16 protein-coding genes and 1 pseudogene are annotated in these 20,401 nt (G+C 53.3%); 5 read left to right on the top strand and 12 right to left on the bottom strand.

What is annotated here, in order from left to right; translation table 11 throughout:
* Positions 1-57 precede the first annotated feature (57 nt).
* Positions 58-2,478 (top strand): glycerol-3-phosphate 1-O-acyltransferase PlsB, encoded by a 2,421-nt coding sequence (gene plsB / locus ACLD4K_RS12855; protein WP_000017357.1) that lies wholly within the window; start codon positions 58-60, stop codon positions 2,476-2,478.
* 98 nt (positions 2,479-2,576) lie between these two features.
* Here plsB and ubiA read toward each other — a convergent pair whose 3' ends face one another.
* From ubiA to malK, 5 genes are all read right to left on the bottom strand, one after another.
* Complete coding sequence (gene ubiA / locus ACLD4K_RS12850; RefSeq protein WP_183060019.1) at positions 2,577-3,449, bottom strand: 4-hydroxybenzoate octaprenyltransferase; 873 nt, start codon at positions 3,447-3,449, stop codon at positions 2,577-2,579.
* Between the two features lie 13 nt (positions 3,450-3,462).
* A complete protein-coding gene (ubiC, locus tag ACLD4K_RS12845) occupies positions 3,463-3,960 on the bottom strand; it encodes a chorismate lyase (protein WP_000019219.1) in 498 nt (165 codons plus the stop codon).
* A 180-nt stretch (positions 3,961-4,140) separates the two neighbouring features.
* Positions 4,141-5,058, bottom strand: coding sequence for a maltose operon protein MalM (malM, locus tag ACLD4K_RS12840; protein ID WP_156010328.1), 918 nt, complete (start codon positions 5,056-5,058; stop codon positions 4,141-4,143).
* Between the two features lie 163 nt (positions 5,059-5,221).
* Complete coding sequence (locus ACLD4K_RS12835; protein ID WP_000973642.1) at positions 5,222-6,580, bottom strand: maltoporin; 1,359 nt, start codon at positions 6,578-6,580, stop codon at positions 5,222-5,224.
* Between the two features lie 88 nt (positions 6,581-6,668).
* Positions 6,669-7,778, bottom strand: a complete 1,110-nt coding sequence (gene malK, locus ACLD4K_RS12830) for a maltose/maltodextrin ABC transporter ATP-binding protein MalK (protein WP_000179176.1) — start codon at positions 7,776-7,778, stop codon at positions 6,669-6,671.
* A gap of 361 nt (positions 7,779-8,139) precedes the next feature.
* Here malK and malE point away from each other — a divergent pair, with 361 nt between their 5' ends.
* Positions 8,140-9,330, top strand: coding sequence for a maltose/maltodextrin ABC transporter substrate-binding protein MalE (gene malE / locus ACLD4K_RS12825; protein WP_000695415.1), 1,191 nt, complete (start codon positions 8,140-8,142; stop codon positions 9,328-9,330).
* Here the strand turns inward: malE and ACLD4K_RS12820 are convergent.
* Positions 9,279-9,419, bottom strand: a pseudogene (locus ACLD4K_RS12820) (hypothetical protein); the annotation flags it as partial. The gene malE and the pseudogene ACLD4K_RS12820 overlap by 52 nt on opposite strands.
* A gap of 42 nt (positions 9,420-9,461) precedes the next feature.
* Here ACLD4K_RS12820 and malF point away from each other — a divergent pair.
* From malF to xylE, 3 genes are all read left to right on the top strand, one after another.
* Positions 9,462-11,006, top strand: coding sequence for a maltose ABC transporter permease MalF (gene malF, locus ACLD4K_RS12815; protein WP_000382565.1), 1,545 nt, complete (start codon positions 9,462-9,464; stop codon positions 11,004-11,006).
* Between the two features lie 14 nt (positions 11,007-11,020).
* Entirely contained in the window at positions 11,021-11,911 is an 891-nt protein-coding gene (gene malG, locus ACLD4K_RS12810) for a maltose ABC transporter permease MalG (protein WP_220539702.1), read from the top strand.
* 316 nt (positions 11,912-12,227) lie between these two features.
* Positions 12,228-13,703, top strand: a complete 1,476-nt coding sequence (gene xylE, locus ACLD4K_RS12805) for a D-xylose transporter XylE (protein WP_001091898.1) — start codon at positions 12,228-12,230, stop codon at positions 13,701-13,703.
* A 45-nt stretch (positions 13,704-13,748) separates the two neighbouring features.
* Here the strand turns inward: xylE and psiE are convergent, their stop codons facing one another.
* From psiE to pgi, 6 genes are all read right to left on the bottom strand, one after another.
* Positions 13,749-14,159, bottom strand: coding sequence for a phosphate-starvation-inducible protein PsiE (psiE, locus tag ACLD4K_RS12800; RefSeq protein WP_183060016.1), 411 nt, complete (start codon positions 14,157-14,159; stop codon positions 13,749-13,751).
* A 143-nt stretch (positions 14,160-14,302) separates the two neighbouring features.
* Positions 14,303-16,399, bottom strand: coding sequence for a YjbH domain-containing protein (locus tag ACLD4K_RS12795; protein ID WP_411011972.1), 2,097 nt, complete (start codon positions 16,397-16,399; stop codon positions 14,303-14,305).
* Complete coding sequence (locus ACLD4K_RS12790; protein ID WP_411011971.1) at positions 16,399-17,136, bottom strand: capsule biosynthesis GfcC D2 domain-containing protein; 738 nt, start codon at positions 17,134-17,136, stop codon at positions 16,399-16,401. Before ACLD4K_RS12790 ends, ACLD4K_RS12795 begins: the two co-directional genes overlap by 1 nt.
* Complete coding sequence (locus ACLD4K_RS12785) at positions 17,133-17,771, bottom strand: YjbF family lipoprotein (RefSeq protein WP_411011970.1); 639 nt, start codon at positions 17,769-17,771, stop codon at positions 17,133-17,135. Before ACLD4K_RS12785 ends, ACLD4K_RS12790 begins: the two co-directional genes overlap by 4 nt.
* A gap of 63 nt (positions 17,772-17,834) precedes the next feature.
* The gene (yjbE, locus tag ACLD4K_RS12780; RefSeq protein ID WP_001541297.1) at positions 17,835-18,077 is read right to left on the bottom strand and encodes an exopolysaccharide production protein YjbE; all 243 of its coding nucleotides are present in this window, start codon (positions 18,075-18,077) and stop codon (positions 17,835-17,837) included.
* A 443-nt stretch (positions 18,078-18,520) separates the two neighbouring features.
* Positions 18,521-20,170 (bottom strand): glucose-6-phosphate isomerase, encoded by a 1,650-nt coding sequence (gene pgi, locus ACLD4K_RS12775; protein WP_000790028.1) that lies wholly within the window; start codon positions 20,168-20,170, stop codon positions 18,521-18,523.
* Positions 20,171-20,401 lie beyond the last annotated feature (231 nt).

The following is a 20,401-nucleotide window of genomic DNA, read 5'->3' as shown; positions in this document are numbered from 1 at the left end:
ACTTTCTGATATCCTTGCAGCGCATTTGCATTATTAACCAGAGGCTTTACATCGTTTATGTCCGGCTGGCCACGAATTTACTACAAATTACTGAATTTACCATTAAGCATACTGGTAAAAAGCAAGTCTATTCCGGCGGAACCCGCCCAGGAATTGGGGCTCGATACTTCTCGCCCCATTATGTATGTCTTGCCATACAACTCAAAAGCGGACTTACTGACGCTGCGGGCTCAATGTCTGGCGCACGATCTCCCGGATCCGCTGGAGCCGCTGGAGATCGACGGCGCGCTGTTGCCGCGCTATGTATTTATTCACGGCGGACCGCGTGTCTTTACCTATTACACGCCAAAAGAAGAGTCGGTGAAACTTTTTCACGATTATCTCGATCTGCATCGGAGTAATCCGGCTTTGGACGTGCAGATGGTGCCCGTTTCCGTGATGTTTGGCCGCGCGCCGGGTCGTGAAAAGGGAGAAGATAACCCGCCTTTACGTATGCTGAACGGCGTACAGAAATTCTTTGCCATCTCCTGGCTGGGTCGCGATAGCTTTGTCCGATTCTCGCCGTCCGTCTCATTGCGTCGTATGGCTGATGAACACGGCACCGATAAAATCATCGCGCAGAAGCTGGCTCGCGTGGCGCGTATGCACTTTGCTCGCCAGCGCCTGGCGGCGGTTGGCCCACGCCTGCCCGCCCGTCAGGATCTGTTTAACAAACTGCTGGCCTCGAAAGCGATCGCCCGCGCGGTAGAAGACGAAGCGCGCAGTAAGAAAATCTCTCATGAAAAAGCGCAGCAAAACGCCATTGCGCTGATGGAAGAGATCGCGGCGAACTTCTCTTACGAGATGATTCGTTTGACCGACAGGATTTTGGGGTTTACCTGGAACCGACTGTACCAGGGGATTAACGTGCATAACGCCGAGCGCGTACGCCAACTGGCGCACGACGGGCATGAAATCGTCTATGTACCCTGTCACCGCAGCCATATGGACTACTTGCTCCTTTCTTATGTGCTGTACCATCAGGGACTGGTTCCGCCGCATATTGCCGCCGGTATTAACCTTAATTTCTGGCCCGCTGGCCCAATTTTCCGTCGTCTGGGCGCGTTCTTTATTCGTCGTACCTTTAAGGGGAATAAACTCTATTCCACCGTCTTTCGCGAATACCTGGGCGAGCTGTTCAGCCGCGGTTACTCGGTTGAGTATTTTGTCGAAGGAGGACGTTCGCGTACCGGACGTTTGTTAGACCCGAAAACCGGCACCCTGTCGATGACTATCCAGGCGATGCTGCGCGGCGGTACCCGTCCAATTACGTTAGTGCCTATTTACATCGGCTATGAGCACGTCATGGAAGTGGGCACCTATGCGAAAGAGCTGCGCGGCGCGACAAAAGAGAAAGAGAGTCTGCCGCAGATGCTGAAAGGCTTGAGCAAGCTGCGCAATCTGGGTCAGGGCTACGTTAACTTTGGCGAACCGATGCCGCTCATGACGTACCTGAACCAGCATGTGCCGGAGTGGCGCGAATCTATCGACCCTATAGAGGCCATACGCCCAGCCTGGCTGACGCCGACGGTAAATAGTATCGCCGCCGATCTGATGGTGCGTATTAACAACGCTGGCGCGGCAAACGCGATGAACCTGTGTTGTACCGCGCTGTTAGCGTCGCGTCAGCGCTCGCTCACCCGCGAGCAGCTCACCGAGCAGCTTGACTGCTATCTCGATCTGATGCGCAATGTCCCTTATTCCACAGACTCAACCGTTCCTGCCGCCAGCGCTGGCGAACTCATCGCTCACGCGCTGCAGATGAATAAGTTTGAGGTCGAGAAAGACACCATTGGCGATATCATCATTCTGCCGCGCGAGCAGGCGGTGTTGATGACCTATTATCGTAACAATATCGCGCATATGTTGATTATGCCTTCGCTGATGGCGGCGATTATCACCCAGCATCGTCGCATTTCGCGTGATGCGTTGCAGCAGCATGTTGAAGCGCTCTATCCGATGTTAAAAGCGGAGCTGTTCCTGCGCTGGGAGCGCGAGGAGTTAGCCTCGGTCATTGACGCTCTGGCCAGTGAAATGCAGCGTCAGGGGCTAATCACCCTGCAGGATGATGAACTGCATATCAACCCGGCGCATTCCCGTACGCTGCAGCTGCTGGCGGCAGGCGCGCGTGAAACGCTACAGCGTTATGCCATTACGTTCTGGCTGTTGAGCGCCAATCCGTCCATCAACCGCAGTACGCTGGAGAAAGAAAGCCGTACCGTGGCGCAACGTCTGTCTGTCCTGCACGGTATTAACGCGCCGGAGTTTTTCGACAAAGCGGTGTTCAGTTCACTCGTGTTGACGCTACGGGATGAGGGTTATATCAGCGATACGGGCGATGCCGAACCGGCAGAAACGATGAAGATATATCAGATGCTTGCCGATCTGATTACCTCTGATGTCCGTCTGACGATTGAAAGCGCGACGCAGGGCGAGTAAGCCAGTGCCTGAAATGCCCGATGGCGTAAGCTTATCGGGCAACTGGTATGACGTATTGAAAATTTTGGCTTTGCAGGCCGGGTTCGCCCGGCATGACATCAGAAGTGCCAGTAACTCATCGCCAGCCCTAAAAATAGCACCAGGCCAACGTAGTTATTGTTCATAAAGGCTTTAAAGCAGGCTTCACGTTCACGGTTCGCAATCAGTTTTTGCTGGTAGACAAACAGCGCGCCCGCCACCAGCACAGCCCAGTAATATCCCCATCCCAGACCATTCAACCAGCCGATCAGCGCCATTAACACCATGACACCAAGCTGCAGAATCCCGATAATCAATGTGTCATAACGACCAAACAGGATCGCCGTCGATTTAATGCCTATCTTGATATCATCATCTCTGTCGACCATCGCATATTGCGTATCGTAAGCCACTGCCCAGAGAATATTGGCGAGGAACATCAGCCAGCAGCTCAACGGCAGGGATTCGCTCACCGCGGCGAACGCCATGGGGATTGACCAGCCGAAAGCGGCCCCCAACACGACCTGCGGCAGGTGGGTGTAGCGTTTCATAAAGGGATAAACCCAGGCCAACGCCAACGCCGCCACGGAAAGCAGAATCGTCATGGCGTTCAGCGTCAGCACCAACAGAAACGCCAGCAGCACCAGTACCACAAACAGGTTGCGCGCTTCTTTCTCTGTCACGGCGCCGCTGGGTAAAGGCCGGTTGACCGTACGTTTTACATGTCCGTCAAATTTACGATCGGCATAATCATTTACCACGCAGCCCGCCGCGCGCATTAACCACACGCCAGCGACAAAAACTGCCAAAATCCACAGCTGAGGCATACCCGGCGTCGCCACCCATAGCGCCCAAAGCGTCGGCCAGAGCAGCAGCAACGCGCCAATAGGCTTATCTGTACGCATCAAACGGTGAAACGCCAGCAGCTTACTCTGCGTCAGACTCCACTCCATCTTTATCTTCCTCTCAGTACAGCGGCGATGCAGGTAAAAAAAGCTCGGTAAGCAACAGCGGTTTTCCGCTCAACCGCAGTCGAGAGCGGCGCCCCCACAGCGTTGCATCGCGTCCAATTTCAATAAAATCGCGGGTCAGTGTCGATGATGTAAATAGATAACGTCCAAGCGGGGTTTTACCCAGATGTTGTAAGACCTGTTCAGGTCCGCACAGCGTGGATTCCGGTACCACGGTACGTCCGGCAAGCCAGGGCTCGCCGTCAGCGCAAAGCAGTATCTCACGTAACCAGTAGCGGGATTCGGATGGCAGTAAACCTGATGCTTCCTCGACCTCACTTTGGCCGACAAACGCTTCCCGAATCAGCGTCACGCTTACCCGCTTTCCCTGCTGCTCAAAACGTTTAGTCATAGAATCTTCCAGCAACAGCCAGTCCAGCAAATGGGGTTCAAGCGCAGGAATCGCATCAAAATAGCGCAGCGCACGCAGTTGCGTTAACGCAGGGTGTGACATGCCTTACTCTCCGATTCATAACTTAAAGTCATTGTATCTCAGAAAAGACATTACGGGGGGTGCAATCACAATTAAGTGATCTGTTGCGCAACAAAAAAATAACAATTCGCATGAAATGATAAAAAAAGGTGCGCCAGGAGACGCACCAGTTGCTGCAAAATCAGCACTGTGGGGAAACAATTACCCCTTGCCTTTTACACTGCTGATAAAGGTGGAACGGGCAGATGTCGATCCCAGACGTTCGGCCTCATCAAGCAGTTTCAGCGCTTTATCGACGTCGCCTTTCGCTACGGCATCCTTAATCGCTTTATTAAAGTAGCTTTCCGTATCGTTCAACATCGGTTCGCTTTTCTTCGGCGCGACTGGCGCTGGCGCAGCGACCGGCGCGGCGGTATTGCCTACCGTTACCGGCCCGGTACCGGACGAGCCAAACAACGGCCCGACCAATACGCTGGAGCTGCTGTTGGTTTTTACCTTCAGTGTCACCACGCCGTCAGTGGTATGGCGAGCAACTGGATCGGGAATATCCGGGATAGAGTTACCGACGCCTTTGGCATAGGCTTTTGCCGGATCGAGCAGCGTAGTAGTTTGCTGAAGATCTTTTTCGGTCGTAAACACCAGAACATAGAGTTTCTGCTGCCCCAACGCAGGCGTCAGGCGCATCACGCCTTCCAGCCGGTCTGCGCTCATGACGCCCGGCTGCTGATAAGTAAAGTAACTGCTGGGGAAGAACGCCGAAGGCGTCATATTTTGGTCAAGAATCAACACGTTTGGCGCAAAAACGCTGGCTTGCTTATTGACCTCGCTGGTCAGAGTTAATGTCAGCTCGCCGATATTCGCCGGAACGCTATAAGCGGCGACCGGGCCGGTAATGCCGGCGACGTCAAGGCGCTGGCCGCCAGTCGCCAGTTGGGTAGACTGCGTTTTTGACTGATCTACAGGCGTCCAGGTTAATTGCTGTAGCGCGGCAGCAGGAATAGCGGGCGCGGCGCTGGTATTTTGCGGTACATAGTTCACTTCCGCCAGGCTGATACCCGGCACGCTGGCGAACAGCCCTGCGGTTAAACAGAGGGCGACGAGACTTTTCTTCATTTTCATTATTCTCACCTCAATAAGGCGGGTTCAGCGGTAGCCAGGCAATAGCGCGCCAACCCAAACATATCGCCGAATGGCGGCTGGCGCCTTATTCGGCTTACAAGCATCATCAGACCTGATGTTTCAGAGGGGCTTGCGCCCCTCGTTACGTCAGATGACCATCGTATTACCACCAGATTTCCATCTGGGCGCCGAAGGTCCACTCATCGCTATCGCCACGGCTGTTGGTGGAAATGCCGGAGTTAGTCGCTGCGGCATAACGGGAAATGTTATCGCCGTCTTTGATATAGCCCCATTTCTCATCCCATTTCGCGTAGGTGGCAAAAATACGGATAGCCGGACGCGACCAGATGCTGTCGCCCGCCTGCCACTGTTGCGCCAGGGTGATTTTATATTGATTGTTACGATCGCCGGTCTGCTGAGATTTCACGTTGTCGTAGCCGACTTCCAGCAGGGTACTCATGATTGGCGTCCACTTGTACATTGGACGTACGCCCACGGTCCACCACTCAGTACCCAGGTTATTATCCCAATCGATATTCTGGTACATACCGACGTACATCAAATCCCATTTATCACCAAGCGAGATGGCGCCATGATCCAAAATACGCCACATATCGCCATTATTATTGATGACCTTATTGGCATAATTAATTTTGGTTCCATCAGGCAATTCTTCAGTGAAAGATGAAGAACCGTCGGAACCGCGCGCCTGGCCTTTACCCTGCGTGGTCATGGCATCGGTGGCATATTGCACGACAAACTTGTTATAGCCTTTCAACATGCTTTGCGTGTGTTCGGCGGTGAACATCCAGCCGTCTTTCGATGCCCCATCAGCCAGCTTATAACCATCGGTCGTATTGGCGCGGCCGTAATCAACGCCCAGCTCCAGTACGCCGTCCGGGTTCGTTTGCAGACCAGCCAGACGTACGTCAAAGACGTCGTTAGCGGTATCTTTTACTTCATCATAAATATTCTGGCTGCTGAAGGTGTAAGAGCCGCCCGCTTCAGTAGACCGGGTCGCCGCCAGCGAAAGCTTACCGAAGCCCAGATCGATATTTTCGATACCCGCGCCAGGACCTGAAATATCCCAGTAGTAGAAGTCGATCATGTGTACGTCATGACGCTGATAGAAGCGCTTACCGGCCCAGATGGTAGAGCCCGGCAGCCATTCAATCAGGTTTTTACCCTGCACGTTCGCTTCGCGGAAGGCGGGATCGGTCGATTCCCAGTCGTTCTGCTGGTTAACCGAATAGGCGACGTTGGTGTCGAAATAGAAGCTCTTATCGCCCTCTTTCCACACTTCCTGGCCCAGTTTCAGTTCCGCATAGGTTTCACATTCGTTACCAAGACGGTATTTACTTTGGGCACCCGTTGCCTGGAAACACTGTTGTTCGCCGCCGCTTCCCGTCCAGCCAATACCGGAACGGGCGTAACCGTGGAAATCGACAGCCATTGCCTGAGCGGACATTACGCCCGCTGCGACAGCAACCGCCAGTGGGAGTTTGCGCAGAGTAATCATCATTCTATCTCCTGAGATCATTGCTTTTCTTTAAACGCTGCCACCTTCTAAAACTGCGAATGGTTTTGCGTTTCGTTTTTTTATGGAGGCCTTAAACACCCGGCTCTTGATGCAGACGACGACATGCGCTGCCATCCTCGCGGAACAGATGACAGCGCTCTGGCGGCAGGCCGATAGCGAATGTGGCGCCCTCTTCTACCAACACCACGTCATTCTGGCGATAAACCAGGTTTTGACGGATGGCGGGGATCTGGATATGAATTTGTGTTTCGTGCCCTAACTGCTCGACAACCTGGACTTCACCTTCCAGGGTGACATCGGCGATATCGCTCGGCAGCAGGTGTTCCGGCCGAATGCCTAAAGACATATTGGCGCCGACCTGCACGCCGCGACTTTCGACCGGCAGCCAGATTTGCTGGCGATTCGGCAGTTCGACCTGGACTTGTTCAATCGCGGTGGCGGTCACTTTCACCGGCAGGAAGTTCATCTTCGGCGAGCCGATGAAGCCCGCGACAAAGCGGTCCGCCGGATAGTGGTACAGCTCCAGCGGTTTACCGACCTGCGCGACGCGACCGGCGTCCAGCACCACGATTTTGTCGGCCAGGGTCATCGCCTCGACCTGATCGTGGGTGACGTAAATCATCGTGCGGCCCAGACGTTTATGCAGGCGAGAAATTTCAATGCGCATCTGCACGCGCAGCGCGGCGTCCAGGTTAGAGAGCGGTTCATCCAGCAAAAACACACGCGGCTCCGCCACCAGCGTGCGGCCAATCGCTACGCGCTGACGCTGACCGCCGGAAAGCGCTTTTGGCTTACGTTCCAGCAGATGCGCCAGTTGCAGCACTTCCGCCACCTGATTGACGCGTTGATTCATTACTTCTTTTTTGGCGCCCGCCAGCTTGAGGCCGAAAGACATGTTTTCTGCAACGGAGAGATGGGGATAGAGCGCATAAGACTGGAATACCATGCCCACGCCGCGCTCGGCAGGCGGAATATCATTCATACGGGTTTCCCCAATAAACAGGTCGCCACTGGTGATGGTTTCAAGCCCGGCGATCATACGCAGCAAGGTCGATTTACCACAGCCTGACGGTCCGACAAACACCACGAACTCCCCGTCATGGATATCGAGGTTAATATCTTTCGATACCACCACGTCACCCCAGGCTTTCGTTACATTTCGTAGCTGTACGCTCGCCATGCCCTTCTCCCTTCGTTACAACCTGTCATTGACAGCAACATTCATGATGGCCTGACTATGCGCGATCCCTGACTGGGGTAAATCCTCCACCCCCCGGCTTTTTTATGGGGGAGGAGGCGGGAGGATGAGGACACAGCGCCTGAGACCACGGGCGCGGACAGAAAAGGAATTTCGTGATGCCGCCCGCAAAAATCGGCGTGTTTTTATGTGCGCCAGCACGCATTACTCACATTTATGTAACACAGATCACATAAAGCCGGGGTGGGGCGTAGGGGCGGGGAGGATGGAAAGAGGTTGTCGTATAAAGAAACTAGAGACCGTTAAACCACCTCTGTGTACATCACCAAAAAGGATGGGAGATATGAAGATTAAAACTGGCGTAGGCATCCTCGCATTATCCGCACTTACGACGATGATGATTTCCGCCCCGGCTCTCGCCAAAATTGAAGAAGGTAAACTGGTTATCTGGATCAACGGCGACAAGGGCTATAACGGTCTGGCCGAGGTCGGTAAAAAATTTGAGCAAGACACCGGCATTAAAGTGACCGTTGAGCACCCGGATAAGCTGGAAGAGAAATTCCCGCAGGTGGCAGCCACCGGCGACGGTCCTGACATTATCTTCTGGGCGCACGACCGTTTTGGCGGCTACGCGCAGTCTGGTCTGCTGGCGGAGGTCACTCCGGATAAAGCGTTTCAGGACAAACTCTATCCGTTCACCTGGGATGCGGTACGCTATAACGGCAAGCTGATCGCCTACCCCATCGCCGTTGAAGCCCTCTCCCTGATTTATAACAAAGACCTCGTCCCGAACCCGCCGAAAACCTGGGAAGAGATCCCGGCGTTGGATAAAGAGCTAAAAGCGAAAGGGAAGTCGGCGATAATGTTCAACCTGCAAGAACCGTATTTCACCTGGCCTTTGATCGCCGCTGACGGCGGTTACGCGTTCAAATTTGAAAACGGTAAGTATGACGTGAAAGACGTTGGCGTCGACAACGCCGGCGCGAAAGCGGGCCTGACTTTCCTGATCGATATGATCAAGAACAAAAATATGAGCGCCGATACCGATTACTCCATCGCCGAAGCAGCCTTCAATAAAGGCGAAACGGCAATGACCATCAACGGCCCGTGGGCATGGTCGAACATCGACAAGAGCAAAGTCAACTACGGTGTCACCCTGCTGCCGACCTTCAAAGGTAAACCCTCGAAACCGTTCGTCGGCGTGCTGAGCGCGGGGATTAACGCTGCCAGCCCGAATAAAGAGCTGGCGAAAGAGTTCCTCGAAAACTACCTGCTGACCGATCAGGGTCTGGAAGCGGTGAACAAAGATAAACCGCTGGGCGCCGTGGCGCTGAAATCTTTCCAGGAGCAGTTAGCGAAAGACCCCCGTATCGCCGCCACCATGGATAACGCCCAGAAAGGCGAGATCATGCCTAATATTCCGCAGATGTCCGCCTTCTGGTATGCGGTACGTACGGCTGTGATCAACGCCGCCAGCGGCCGTCAAACCGTGGATGCCGCGCTGAAAGATGCACAAAGCCGTATCACTAAGTAATGCCGCGAGCCTGTGCCGGATGGCGGCATAAATGCCTTATCCGGCCTACAACACACCGTAGGCCTGATAAGCGCAGCGCCATCAGGCACATCTCCGGCCAGGAAGTTTCAACGCTGTAGAGGAAATCCCCCATGGATGTCATTAAAAAGAAACACTGGTGGCAAAGCGACCAGCTTAAATGGTCAGTAATTGGTCTGCTGGGCCTGCTGGTGGGTTACCTTGTAGTTTTAATGTACGTACAAGGGGAGTATCTGTTCGCCATCATGACGCTGATTTTAAGCTCTGCTGGCCTGTATATTTTCGCAAATCGTAAAACCTATGCCTGGCGCTACGTTTACCCTGGCCTCGCTGGCATGGGGCTGTTTGTGCTATTCCCGCTGGTGTGCACCATCGCCATCGCCTTTACTAACTACAGCAGCACCAACCAGCTCACCTTTGAACGCGCCCAGCAAGTGCTGATGGACCGTTCTTATCAGGCAGGAAAAACCTATAACTTCGGTCTTTACCCGGCCGGCGACGAGTGGCAACTGGCCCTCACCGACGGAGAAACGGGCAAACATTACCTGTCTGACGCATTTTCCTTCGGCGGCGAACAAAAATTACAGCTGAAAGAGACCGATGCCCTGCCGGGCGGCGAACGCGCCAATCTGCGGATAATCACCCAGAACCGTCTGGCGCTGAACCAGATAACCGCCGTCCTGCCGGATGAAAGTAAAGTAATTATGAGCTCGCTACGTCAGTTTTCCGGTACTCGTCCGCTGTACACACTGGCTGATGACGGCCTGCTGACCAATAACCAGAGCGGCGTAAAATACCGGCCAAACAACGATAGCGGTTATTATCAGTCGATCAACGCCGACGGAAGCTGGGGTGATGAAAAACTCAGTCCTGGTTATACCGTTACTATCGGCGCGAAAAACTTTACGCGCGTCTTTACCGACGAAGGGATTCAGAAGCCCTTTTTCGCTATCTTCGTCTGGACCGTGGTCTTTTCGGTCCTCACTGTGGTGTTAACCGTGGCGGTTGGGATGGTATTGGCCTGCCTCGTACAGTGGGAAGCGCTGAAAGGTAAAGCTATCTACCGCGTCCTGCTGATTCTGCCCTACGCCGTACCGTCGTTTATTTCAATTTTGATTTTCAAAGGGTTATTCAACCAAAGCTTTGGTGAAATCAATATGATGCTGAGCGCGCTGTTCGGCATTAAACCTGCCTGGTTCAGCGACCCCAACACCGCGCGGGCAATGGTGATTATCGTGAATACCTGGCTGGGCTATCCCTACATGATGATCCTGTGTATGGGGCTGCTGAAAGCGATTCCGGATGACCTGTACGAAGCCTCCGCAATGGACGGCGCCGGTCCATTTCAGAATTTCTTTAAGATCACCTTACCGCTGCTGATTAAGCCGCTAACGCCGCTGATGATCGCCAGCTTCGCCTTTAACTTTAATAACTTTGTCCTGATTCAGTTATTGACCAACGGCGGGCCAGACCGTCTCGGCACCACCACGCCAGCCGGTTATACCGATCTGCTCGTCAGCTACACCTACCGTATCGCCTTTGAAGGCGGCGGCGGTCAGGACTTCGGTCTGGCGGCGGCCATTGCCACGCTGATCTTCCTGCTGGTAGGCGCGCTGGCAATAGTGAACCTGAAAGCCACGCGTATGAAGTTTGATTAAGGGAGATAATAACAATGGCTATGGTCCAACCCAAATCTCAGAAACTGCGTCTCTTCATCACGCACCTGGGGCTGCTGATTTTCATCGCGGCGATCATGTTCCCGCTGCTGATGGTCATCGCTATCTCGCTACGTGAAGGGAACTTCGCCACCGGAAGCCTGATCCCGGACAAAATCTCCTGGGAACACTGGCAGTTGGCGCTGGGTTTCAGCGTGGAACATGCGGATGGCCGGGTAACGCCGCCTCCCTTCCCGGTCCTGCTGTGGCTGTGGAACTCGGTGAAAATCGCCGGTATTACCGCCATCGGCATCGTGGCGCTCTCCACCACCTGCGCCTACGCTTTCGCACGAATGCGTTTTCCAGGTAAAGCAACACTGCTCAAAGGGATGCTGATTTTCCAGATGTTTCCGGCGGTTTTGTCTCTGGTGGCGCTGTATGCGTTATTTGACCGCCTGGGACAATACATTCCATTTATCGGTCTGAATACGCATGGCGGCGTGATCTTCGCCTATCTTGGCGGCATCGCGCTGCATGTCTGGACGATTAAAGGCTACTTCGAAACTATCGACAGTTCGCTGGAAGAGGCCGCCGCGCTGGATGGCGCAACCCCGTGGCAGGCGTTTCGCCTGGTGCTGCTGCCGCTTTCCGTACCGATTCTGGCGGTGGTGTTTATTTTGTCGTTCATCGCGGCGATTACCGAAGTTCCGGTCGCCTCGTTGTTACTGCGTGATGTGGACAGCTATACGCTGGCCGTGGGTATGCAGCAATATCTCAACCCGCAAAACTATTTGTGGGGCGACTTTGCCGCCGCCGCCGTCCTTTCCGCTATTCCTATCACCCTGGTGTTCCTGTTGGCGCAGCGTTGGCTGGTCAACGGCCTGACGGCAGGGGGTGTAAAAGGCTAATCTTCGTTATACCTGCCCGGCAACGGGCAATGCCACTGCCCTCAACTTATGTTATCCCCACTTATGGTCGTATTTTGGCGCTCTTCGGAGCGCGTTTTTTATGTTATTTTACATTGCTGTTACGATTATTTCCTTTCGTGGCCCCCATCACTGCAATTATATTTACCGCCTGAAAACAGACAAATTAAACAGAATTAAGATCACAGAAAAGACAAAACATAATTGCAATGTAAAAAATGATAATTGTCTTCCCTGCCTGTTAAATTCACCATCACGATACTGATCAAAAGAGCTGTATCCTCTAAGGCAGGTCTGAATGAACACCCACTATAATTCCCGCTATATTTTTTCCATTACCTTAGTCGCAACGTTAGGAGGGCTATTATTCGGCTATGACACTGCCGTTATATCCGGAACGGTAGAATCCTTAAATACCGTGTTTGTCGCTCCGCAACATTTAAGTGAATCCGCCGCCAACTCGCTATTGGGCTTCTGTGTCGCCAGTGCGTTGATTGGCTGCATCATCGGCGGTGCGCTGGGCGGTTATTGCAGTAACCGCTTTGGTCGTCGGGACTCGCTGAAAATCGCCGCTCTGCTGTTCTTTATTTCCGGTATTGGCTCCGCATGGCCAGAATTAGGATTTACCACGATTAACCCAGATAATGCCGTACCTGTTTATTTGGCCGGATATGTCCCCGAATTTGTTATTTATCGCATCATCGGTGGTATTGGCGTTGGTTTAGCCTCAATGCTCTCACCGATGTATATTGCTGAACTGGCTCCAGCGCATATTCGTGGGAAACTGGTTTCCTTTAACCAGTTCGCCATTATTTTTGGTCAGCTATTGGTGTATTGCGTTAACTATTTCATTGCCCGTTCCGGTGACGCTAACTGGCTGAATACCGATGGCTGGCGATATATGTTTGCTTCCGAAAGTATTCCCGCTCTGCTGTTTTTACTGCTGCTGTACACCGTACCGGAAAGCCCGCGCTGGCTGATGGCGCGTGGCAAACACGAACAGGCGGAGGGCATTCTGCGCAAAATTATGGGTAGCAGCCTCACCACCCAGGCCATGCAGGAGATCAACCAGTCTCTGGAGCATGGTCGTAAAACCGGCGGACGCCTGTTGATGTTTGGCGTGGGCGTGATAGTCATCGGCGTGATGCTGTCCGTCTTCCAGCAGTTTGTCGGCATTAACGTCGTGCTCTACTACGCGCCGGAAGTGTTTAAAACGTTAGGGGCCAGCACCGACGTGGCGCTCTTGCAGACCATTATTGTCGGCGTAATCAACCTGAGCTTCACCGTGCTGGCCATCATGACGGTAGATAAATTTGGTCGCAAACCGCTGCAAATTATTGGCGCATTGGGTATGGCTCTTGGGATGTTCAGCCTTGGTACCGCGTTTTACACCCAGGCTTCCGGGCTGATAGCGCTGCTGTCGATGCTGTTTTACGTCGCCGCATTTGCCATGTCCTGGGGACCGGTTTGTTGGGTGCTGCTGGCAGAAATCTTCCCGAACGCGATTCGTGGCAAAGCGCTCGCCATTGCCGTCGCCGCGCAGTGGCTGGCGAACTACTTCGTCTCCTGGACCTTCCCGATGATGGACAAAAATTCGTGGCTGGTTTCCCATTTCCACAACGGTTTCTCCTACTGGATTTACGGTTGTATGGGTATTCTGGCGGCGCTGTTTATGTGGAAGTTCGTGCCGGAAACCAAAGGCAAAACGCTGGAAGAACTTGAGAAGTTATGGACGCCAGCAGAAGAGAAAACGCCGAAAGCCGCCATACAATAAGCTGATTTATCGCCACGCCGTACGTCCGTTACGGTGTGGCGACGCCTATTCTCGCCGTAGTCGGTTAGAATTACATAACCACAACGTGATAACCAACAGGAGGAGCGCCGCCGAATAGAGTAATACATCCATTGGCGTTTTATGATCGACAATGATCAGGCGCACAATCGCCGTGATCCCAATGTACACAAAATAGCGCAGCGGAAAGTGAAGGCCAGACTTAAAGTACTTCACAATCAGCGCAATAAATTCGAAATAAAGAAAGTAGATCACCAGCCCTTCCACCAGTTCATATTTGCTGGCTTGCTCAGGCACGAATAATGCGTCCGCCAGATGCACTGTCTCTTTACCGAGAAAAACGACCAGGATCAGACCGAGGGTAAGTAGCCCCAAATTTAGTACGTTTTGTAAAATCGTGGCGATAAACTCAAGACGTGAGCGCGATAATGGCATCATAACAGCCCCCCTCTTTCTCTGTGGCGAGGTTTCTGTATAACGCACAAATGTGACGAGCATCTATATTTTTTATTTATGTTTATATTTTGTTCAATAAGATGATTTGCCGGATAGCGCCGTGAACGCCTTATCCGGCCTGAGTATTAACGGAAATTTATGCTCCTGTCACTGGTCATATCATACAGGCCAAACTTACGGCCAAGCTGTTGACCACCGTCACGCGTCAGCGGCGTCCAGCCAATTGCCGCACGAGTTCGGGTTGGGCCGGACGAGAAGAGATCCAGCGGCACGGAAACATATACGCCTTTGGTAAAATCCCCTTCCCCATATTCATCCGGCGACGCATCGGTAATCGTCGCGTAACCGCCGACAACGACGCCGCTATCGAAGCGTTTGGCGATCTCCAGCGTACCGCCTTTATCGCCCGCCAGATACTGACCAACGCTGGCTTTCACCAGCACATCCTGGGCGAACGACGGCGTCCAGTATGCGGTCAAATGTCCGGTCTTCACGCTGTAATCGGTAAACTTCATCATATCCTGCGCGCTACGCCAGTCACGCTGTTTCACGTAGTTGGCATCCAGACCAAACGCCCAATTGCTGTCTATCGGGCGATACAGGACTTCCGCCCCGGCACCGCCAAACATGGTCTCCAGATAACCACCGTAGACCTGCCCATAGAAACCATTGCCAAAATACTGGAAGTAGTTGGCCTGTAGGTTATTCACATAAACATCATTCTGCACATACTCACGGACATGCGTACGCACCCGCGGCAGATGCGAATCCTTCGGCGGATTGGTGTAGTTAAATTTGTCGTAGTTGTTGGCGATATTGGCAAACACGCTGCCCGTGGTGAGCAGATGATCCGTGACCCACAGATCCGCAGTTCCCATTACGCCCAACTGATACATATAGAAGTTTTCCGGGCCGCCTACCGACTGATTCAGCACGGGATCAAGATGAAAATCAATGCGCGACTTGTCGATATACCAGCCCTGTTCAGTACTCTCTGGCACGATCGGCTCTACGCGTTTTTGCGCCAGCGGGGTTTCATGTCCCAGCGGTTCGCCTTCCAGATGGCGTTTCAGGCTGGCGACATCGGTTTCAGTGGTGACCTGCGGCAGATTAAGGCGGTTTTCCGTCACGCGGATCGTGCGGATCCCCTCCGGCAGATCGTTCATGACGATCCGGTTAGCACGCACGATCCCTTCACGGGAGTCGCGGTACTTCACCTGTTCGCCGGTAACGTACAGCGTATCGCCTTTGACCTGGATTTTCGGGTCCGCCAGACCGGCATTATATTTCAATAACGTTAATTGATTAGCCACTACCGAATGTTGCAGGATGGCATCCTGCGGCTGTGGACGGTATTGCGGGCGTGAATTGTCATGATACGCGGGACGTAAATCGTTGAAATTGGTGCGCAGCGTAACGCCAAACATAAAGGTGTTGCCGCGCTCGTAGCTGAGGTTAACGTCGGCCCAATCGGTGACGCGGTAAATGGCGCCGACGTTAAACTTGCTCTTCTGCTCCAGTTTACCCGCAAAATCCTGCTGATAGTTATTGCCTTCATACTCCAGCTTCAGGCGTAGCGGTTGCCACGGGGTCTGGTATTCCACGCCGCCAAACAGCGAGGCCGGGCCGTGAAACATATCGCTACCGTCGACGGAACCGGCCTCTTTATAGCTGTTATCACGCGAACAGAATTTATCACTATACGAACAGAAAGGATTAGACACATTGCCGCTGGTGCCAAGATAGCCCCAGCCGAGACCTAATGAAAAATCAAACGGCCCCCAGGCCTTACTCGCTACAATATATTCCGCATCAAACAGCCCCGTCCCGCCGATATCGCGCGCGCCAACCGCCACCTGCGGCATCCAGTAACTCTCTTCCCACAACCGCAGTTTCACATCAAACGCTTTATCTTTGTAAGTCTGGTCGCCGGAGAATGATTCCACGCTGCTGTACTTTTTCGTACGGACATCGGTATAGCGCAACGTGGTTTCCAGCCACGGGAAAAGCTGAACCGAAGCCGAGTAGTAGCGGTACTGATCGTTATCGCGATAGTTCAGGCTCATCTCCCCTTCACGCGCCATACGCGCTGTCGGCGTTTGCAGCAGGCCCACGCCGCCAAAGTCAGATTGTGAAGGCCCAACAGGGGCTGGATATGTTTCGGCATGGCAGGCCGCGCTAATACCCAGCGCCAGCACGCTGAGCAGATGTGTTTTTTTCATTATTCCGGTATCCGCTGCGTCAGGGTATGAAGAATGTCGGCATTTATCGCCTCCGGCGTGCCGCGCCAAAGGGAATCGGCAAAACCGACAAAAATAATGCTGCCGGGCATCGGCTCGATATGACGTTTATTCCAGTAAGCCACCGGCGCTTTTTGGCTACGTCCATCAGGGTAAACCACCCAGGCATAGCTACGATCCGCGCCGCTGAGTAAGCGCTGACCCTCAAGATAACTGGCGACGTCCCGCCCAGGGACGAACGGCTGGCTGCCCGGCTGGCTAATCAAGCCAAAGAGCGTCACCTGCGTGGGTTGCGGCCCGACCCAGAGCGTGTAGTGTCCTTGCAGCGGCGGGTTACCTCGTTCGCTCACCCGCACCACGTCAGGATCAAGATTCACGAATTGTCTGCCCGTCACCTTCACCGCCTGAATCTGTCGGCGCAGTGTGTTTATCGCCGCCGCCGCATCGCCGTCTTCCTCAGCGCTGAGCGCCGCCAGCCGCCCAAGAAGCTCCTGCTGTTGCTGACGCGCCGTCACGGTCGCCTGTTCTTCGCCTATCACCGCCGCAGGCCACCAGCTCGTTGCCAGGCGCGGCTGTCCGACTAAATCGAGCAGACGCTCAGCGTCTGTCAGCGTTTTAGGCTCGCTATTACCTTGGGTAAAAACGGTAACAGTGCCGCTGGCAAAGGCGGATGACGCGACAAAGGCCAGCGCCAGCACGCTTATCGTCCTTTTCATCATGATTTTGCCGCCTTAATCAGCGTGGTTTTCACCGGAAAGTAATTCGCGCCCAGATATTGTTCCGTCTGGCGAATTTGGCCTTCACTATCAACCCAGTAGCGATTACGCCAACGCGTTTGATCGGTCGTCACTTCTTCATCCAGCACCCGCACGGCGGTCTCTTCACTGCCGACGCTAACGCTATCGGTCCCTCGCCATGTAAAAACGGAACGGGCGGTGGCGTAACGCACCTGGCGATGTTCGGTCCAGCCCAGGGTGCGAGTCCAGGTCGCGCCATCGATAATCTGTCCTGGTTTCGCCAGCGGGTCGGCCGCCAGATTATTCACATCGATCAGGTTGTCACCGCTGAGCAGCGTTTTGACCAGACGGCCATGCTGCGTCACGATCGTCGCGCCATCCTGCGTCACCCATTTCTGCTGCCCGTTTTCCGAGAAAGCGAGCACCACAAACAGTTGAGGACCGCCGTTAAGCTGCATGTACTGGCTGGCATAAGGCATGTTTTGAATATCGTCATCCGTTAGCTGTACGCCTGGCGTACCGAACAAATTGTCCCACAGTGAATCGCCCAGGCCTTTAGTGGTGGCCGAACACGCCTGTAATAGCAGGCAAATCAGGATAAGTGCGAGTCGCTTCACGACGCTTCTCCAGAGGGGCAAAATAACCACACCGGAGTGTGGTTATGGTTAAACGTACCGATACTACTGGGTACTGGTGGTCGTGGTGGTCGTGGTCCCGGTATTGGAACCATCGCCGCCGCCGGTTGCCGCTAACGCGACGCCCACCGCCGAACTTACGGTGCTAACGCTGGTGGCGGAGGAGCTTCCCGCCGATACCGACGTCGCTGCCGACCCTGCCGCTTCACCCACCTGAACGGGGGCTGCCGAGACAGATGTCGCCGCAAGCGCGGTTATGGCAAAAATGCCATACAGTACTTTTTTCATCATAATTTCCCTTCATTGAATGAATGGAGATTTACCCAAAAGAATTTCGGGCGCTACCGAGTATACACAACCAAAGCAGGCGGATTATGTCCGGGAGAAATAACAGCGAGGTTTTAGGATAATTAAACTTTAAAGAAGTAACGTCTACATTATTTAATTAACAAACAAATAAAATCAATAAGTTAAAATTAAAATAAAAGACATCGGCATCCGTATAATCTGAAAATAACGCAGAGTGATTTTCTGGTTATTGCTTATTTTAGGATTAAGCTCAATATAAAATTGTGGGGATAAAGACGGACAAGCGGAATTATCTTATAAAAAAAGCCGATGTGAATATCGGCCTTTTTATTATCTTATTCTCTTTTTGCCGGATGGCGGCGAAACGCCTTACCCGGCCTACAGACGCTATGCATTACGTAGACCGGATAAGCGCAGCGCCATCAGGCGCGCCAGGCTTTATAACGGTTAATCAGACCGTTAGTAGAGCTATCATGGGACGAAATAGCTTTATCATCGCCCAACTCCGGCAGAATACGGTTAGCCAACTGTTTACCCAACTCAACGCCCCACTGGTCGAAAGTAAAGATGTTCAGGATGACGCCCTGCGTAAAGATTTTATGCTCATACAACGCAATCAGTGCGCCCAGGCTGAACGGCGTAATTTCGCGCAGCAGGATAGAGTTGGTCGGGCGGTTGCCTTCAAACACTTTGAATGGCACAACGTGTTCAAGCTGCGCCGGATCTTTACCCTGATCGCGATATTCCTGCTCAACCACCTCGCGGGATTTACCAAACGCCAGCGCTTCGGTCTGCGCGAAGAAGTTAGACAGCAGCTTCTGATGATGATCGGATAGCGGGTTATGGGTGATAGCCGGGGCGATAAAATCACACGGCACCATTTTAGTACCCTGGTGAATCAATTGATAAAACGCGTGCTGACCGTTGGTGCCTGGTTCGCCCCAGATAATTGGGCCTGTCTGGTAATCCACGGCGTTGCCGTTACGGTCAACGTATTTACCGTTGGATTCCATGTTACCCTGCTGGAAGTAGGCGGCGAAACGGTGCATATACTGGTCGTACGGCAGAATGGCTTCGGTTTCCGCGCCGAAGAAATTGTTGTACCAGATGCCAATCAACGCCAGCAGAATGGGTAGGTTTTTCTCCGCCGGAGTGGTGGAGAAATGCTTGTCCATCGCGTGCGCGCCGGAAAGCAGCTCGACAAAGTTGTCGAAACCGACGGACAGAATAATGGACAGCCCGATGGCAGACCACAGCGAGTAACGACCGCCGACCCAGTCCCAGAACTCGAACATATTGGCCGTGTCGATACCAAATTCGCCGACCGCTTTGGCGTTGGTGGAGAGCGCAGCAAAGTGTTTCGCCACGTGTTTTTCATCGCCTGCAGTTTTCAGGAACCAGTCGCGCGCGCTGTGGGCGTTGGTCATGGTTTCCTGGGTGGTGAAAGTTTTAGAAGCGACCAGGAACAGCGTGGTTTCAGGGTTCACTTTCTTCAGCACTTCAGCGATGTGGGTGCCATCGACGTTAGAGACGAAGTGCATGTTCAGATGGTTTTTATACGGACGCAGCGCTTCGGTCACCATGAACGGGCCGAGGTCGGAACCGCCGATACCGATGTTCACCACGTCGGTGATGGCCTTACCGGTGTAGCCTTTCCACTGACCGGAGATAATCGCTTGCGAGAAAGTTTTCATTTTCTCAAGCACGGCGTTCACTTCCGGCATCACATCTTTGCCGTCCACAATGATCGGCGTATTGCTACGGTTACGCAGCGCCACGTGCAGCACGGCGCGGTCTTCGGTGCGGTTGATCTTCTCGCCGGAGAACATGGATTTAATCGCGCCGGCCAGATCGGTCTCTTTCGCCAGATCCTGTAATTTTGCCAGCGTCTCTTCGGTGATGCGGTTTTTGGAGAAGTCCACCAGCATCAGATCGTCAAACGTCGCGGAAAATTTAGCGAAACGGTCGCTATCGTTCGCAAAAAGCTCAGCGATCGTAACGTCTTTCATTTCGTCGTAGTGTTTCTGGAGCGCCTGCCAGGCAGAAGTCTGCGTTGGATTGATGTTTTTCATTAGCAATACTCTTCTGATTTGAGAATTGTGACTGGGATCGATTGTAACGCCAGTCACAGAAAAGTGTGATTGTTTTAGTGCCGTTGCCCCAGGCACTGTCGAATGAGGATAAAAAGTATATACCCTAAATAATTCGAGGTGCAGAAAGGCGGCAAGTGGGTGAGTCGCCGGGCGCATAGATAAGCCAACATACTACAAATGGGTATCGGGGTTATAAGCGCTGTTACTGAG

It is taken from the genome of Salmonella sp. 741265055_HSA, assembly GCF_046569525.1.
GTDB classification, from domain to species: Bacteria; Pseudomonadota; Gammaproteobacteria; order Enterobacterales; family Enterobacteriaceae; genus Salmonella; species Salmonella enterica.
Note: the sequence above shows the minus strand (reverse complement) of the source record. Positions and strands in the feature narration are given on the sequence as shown.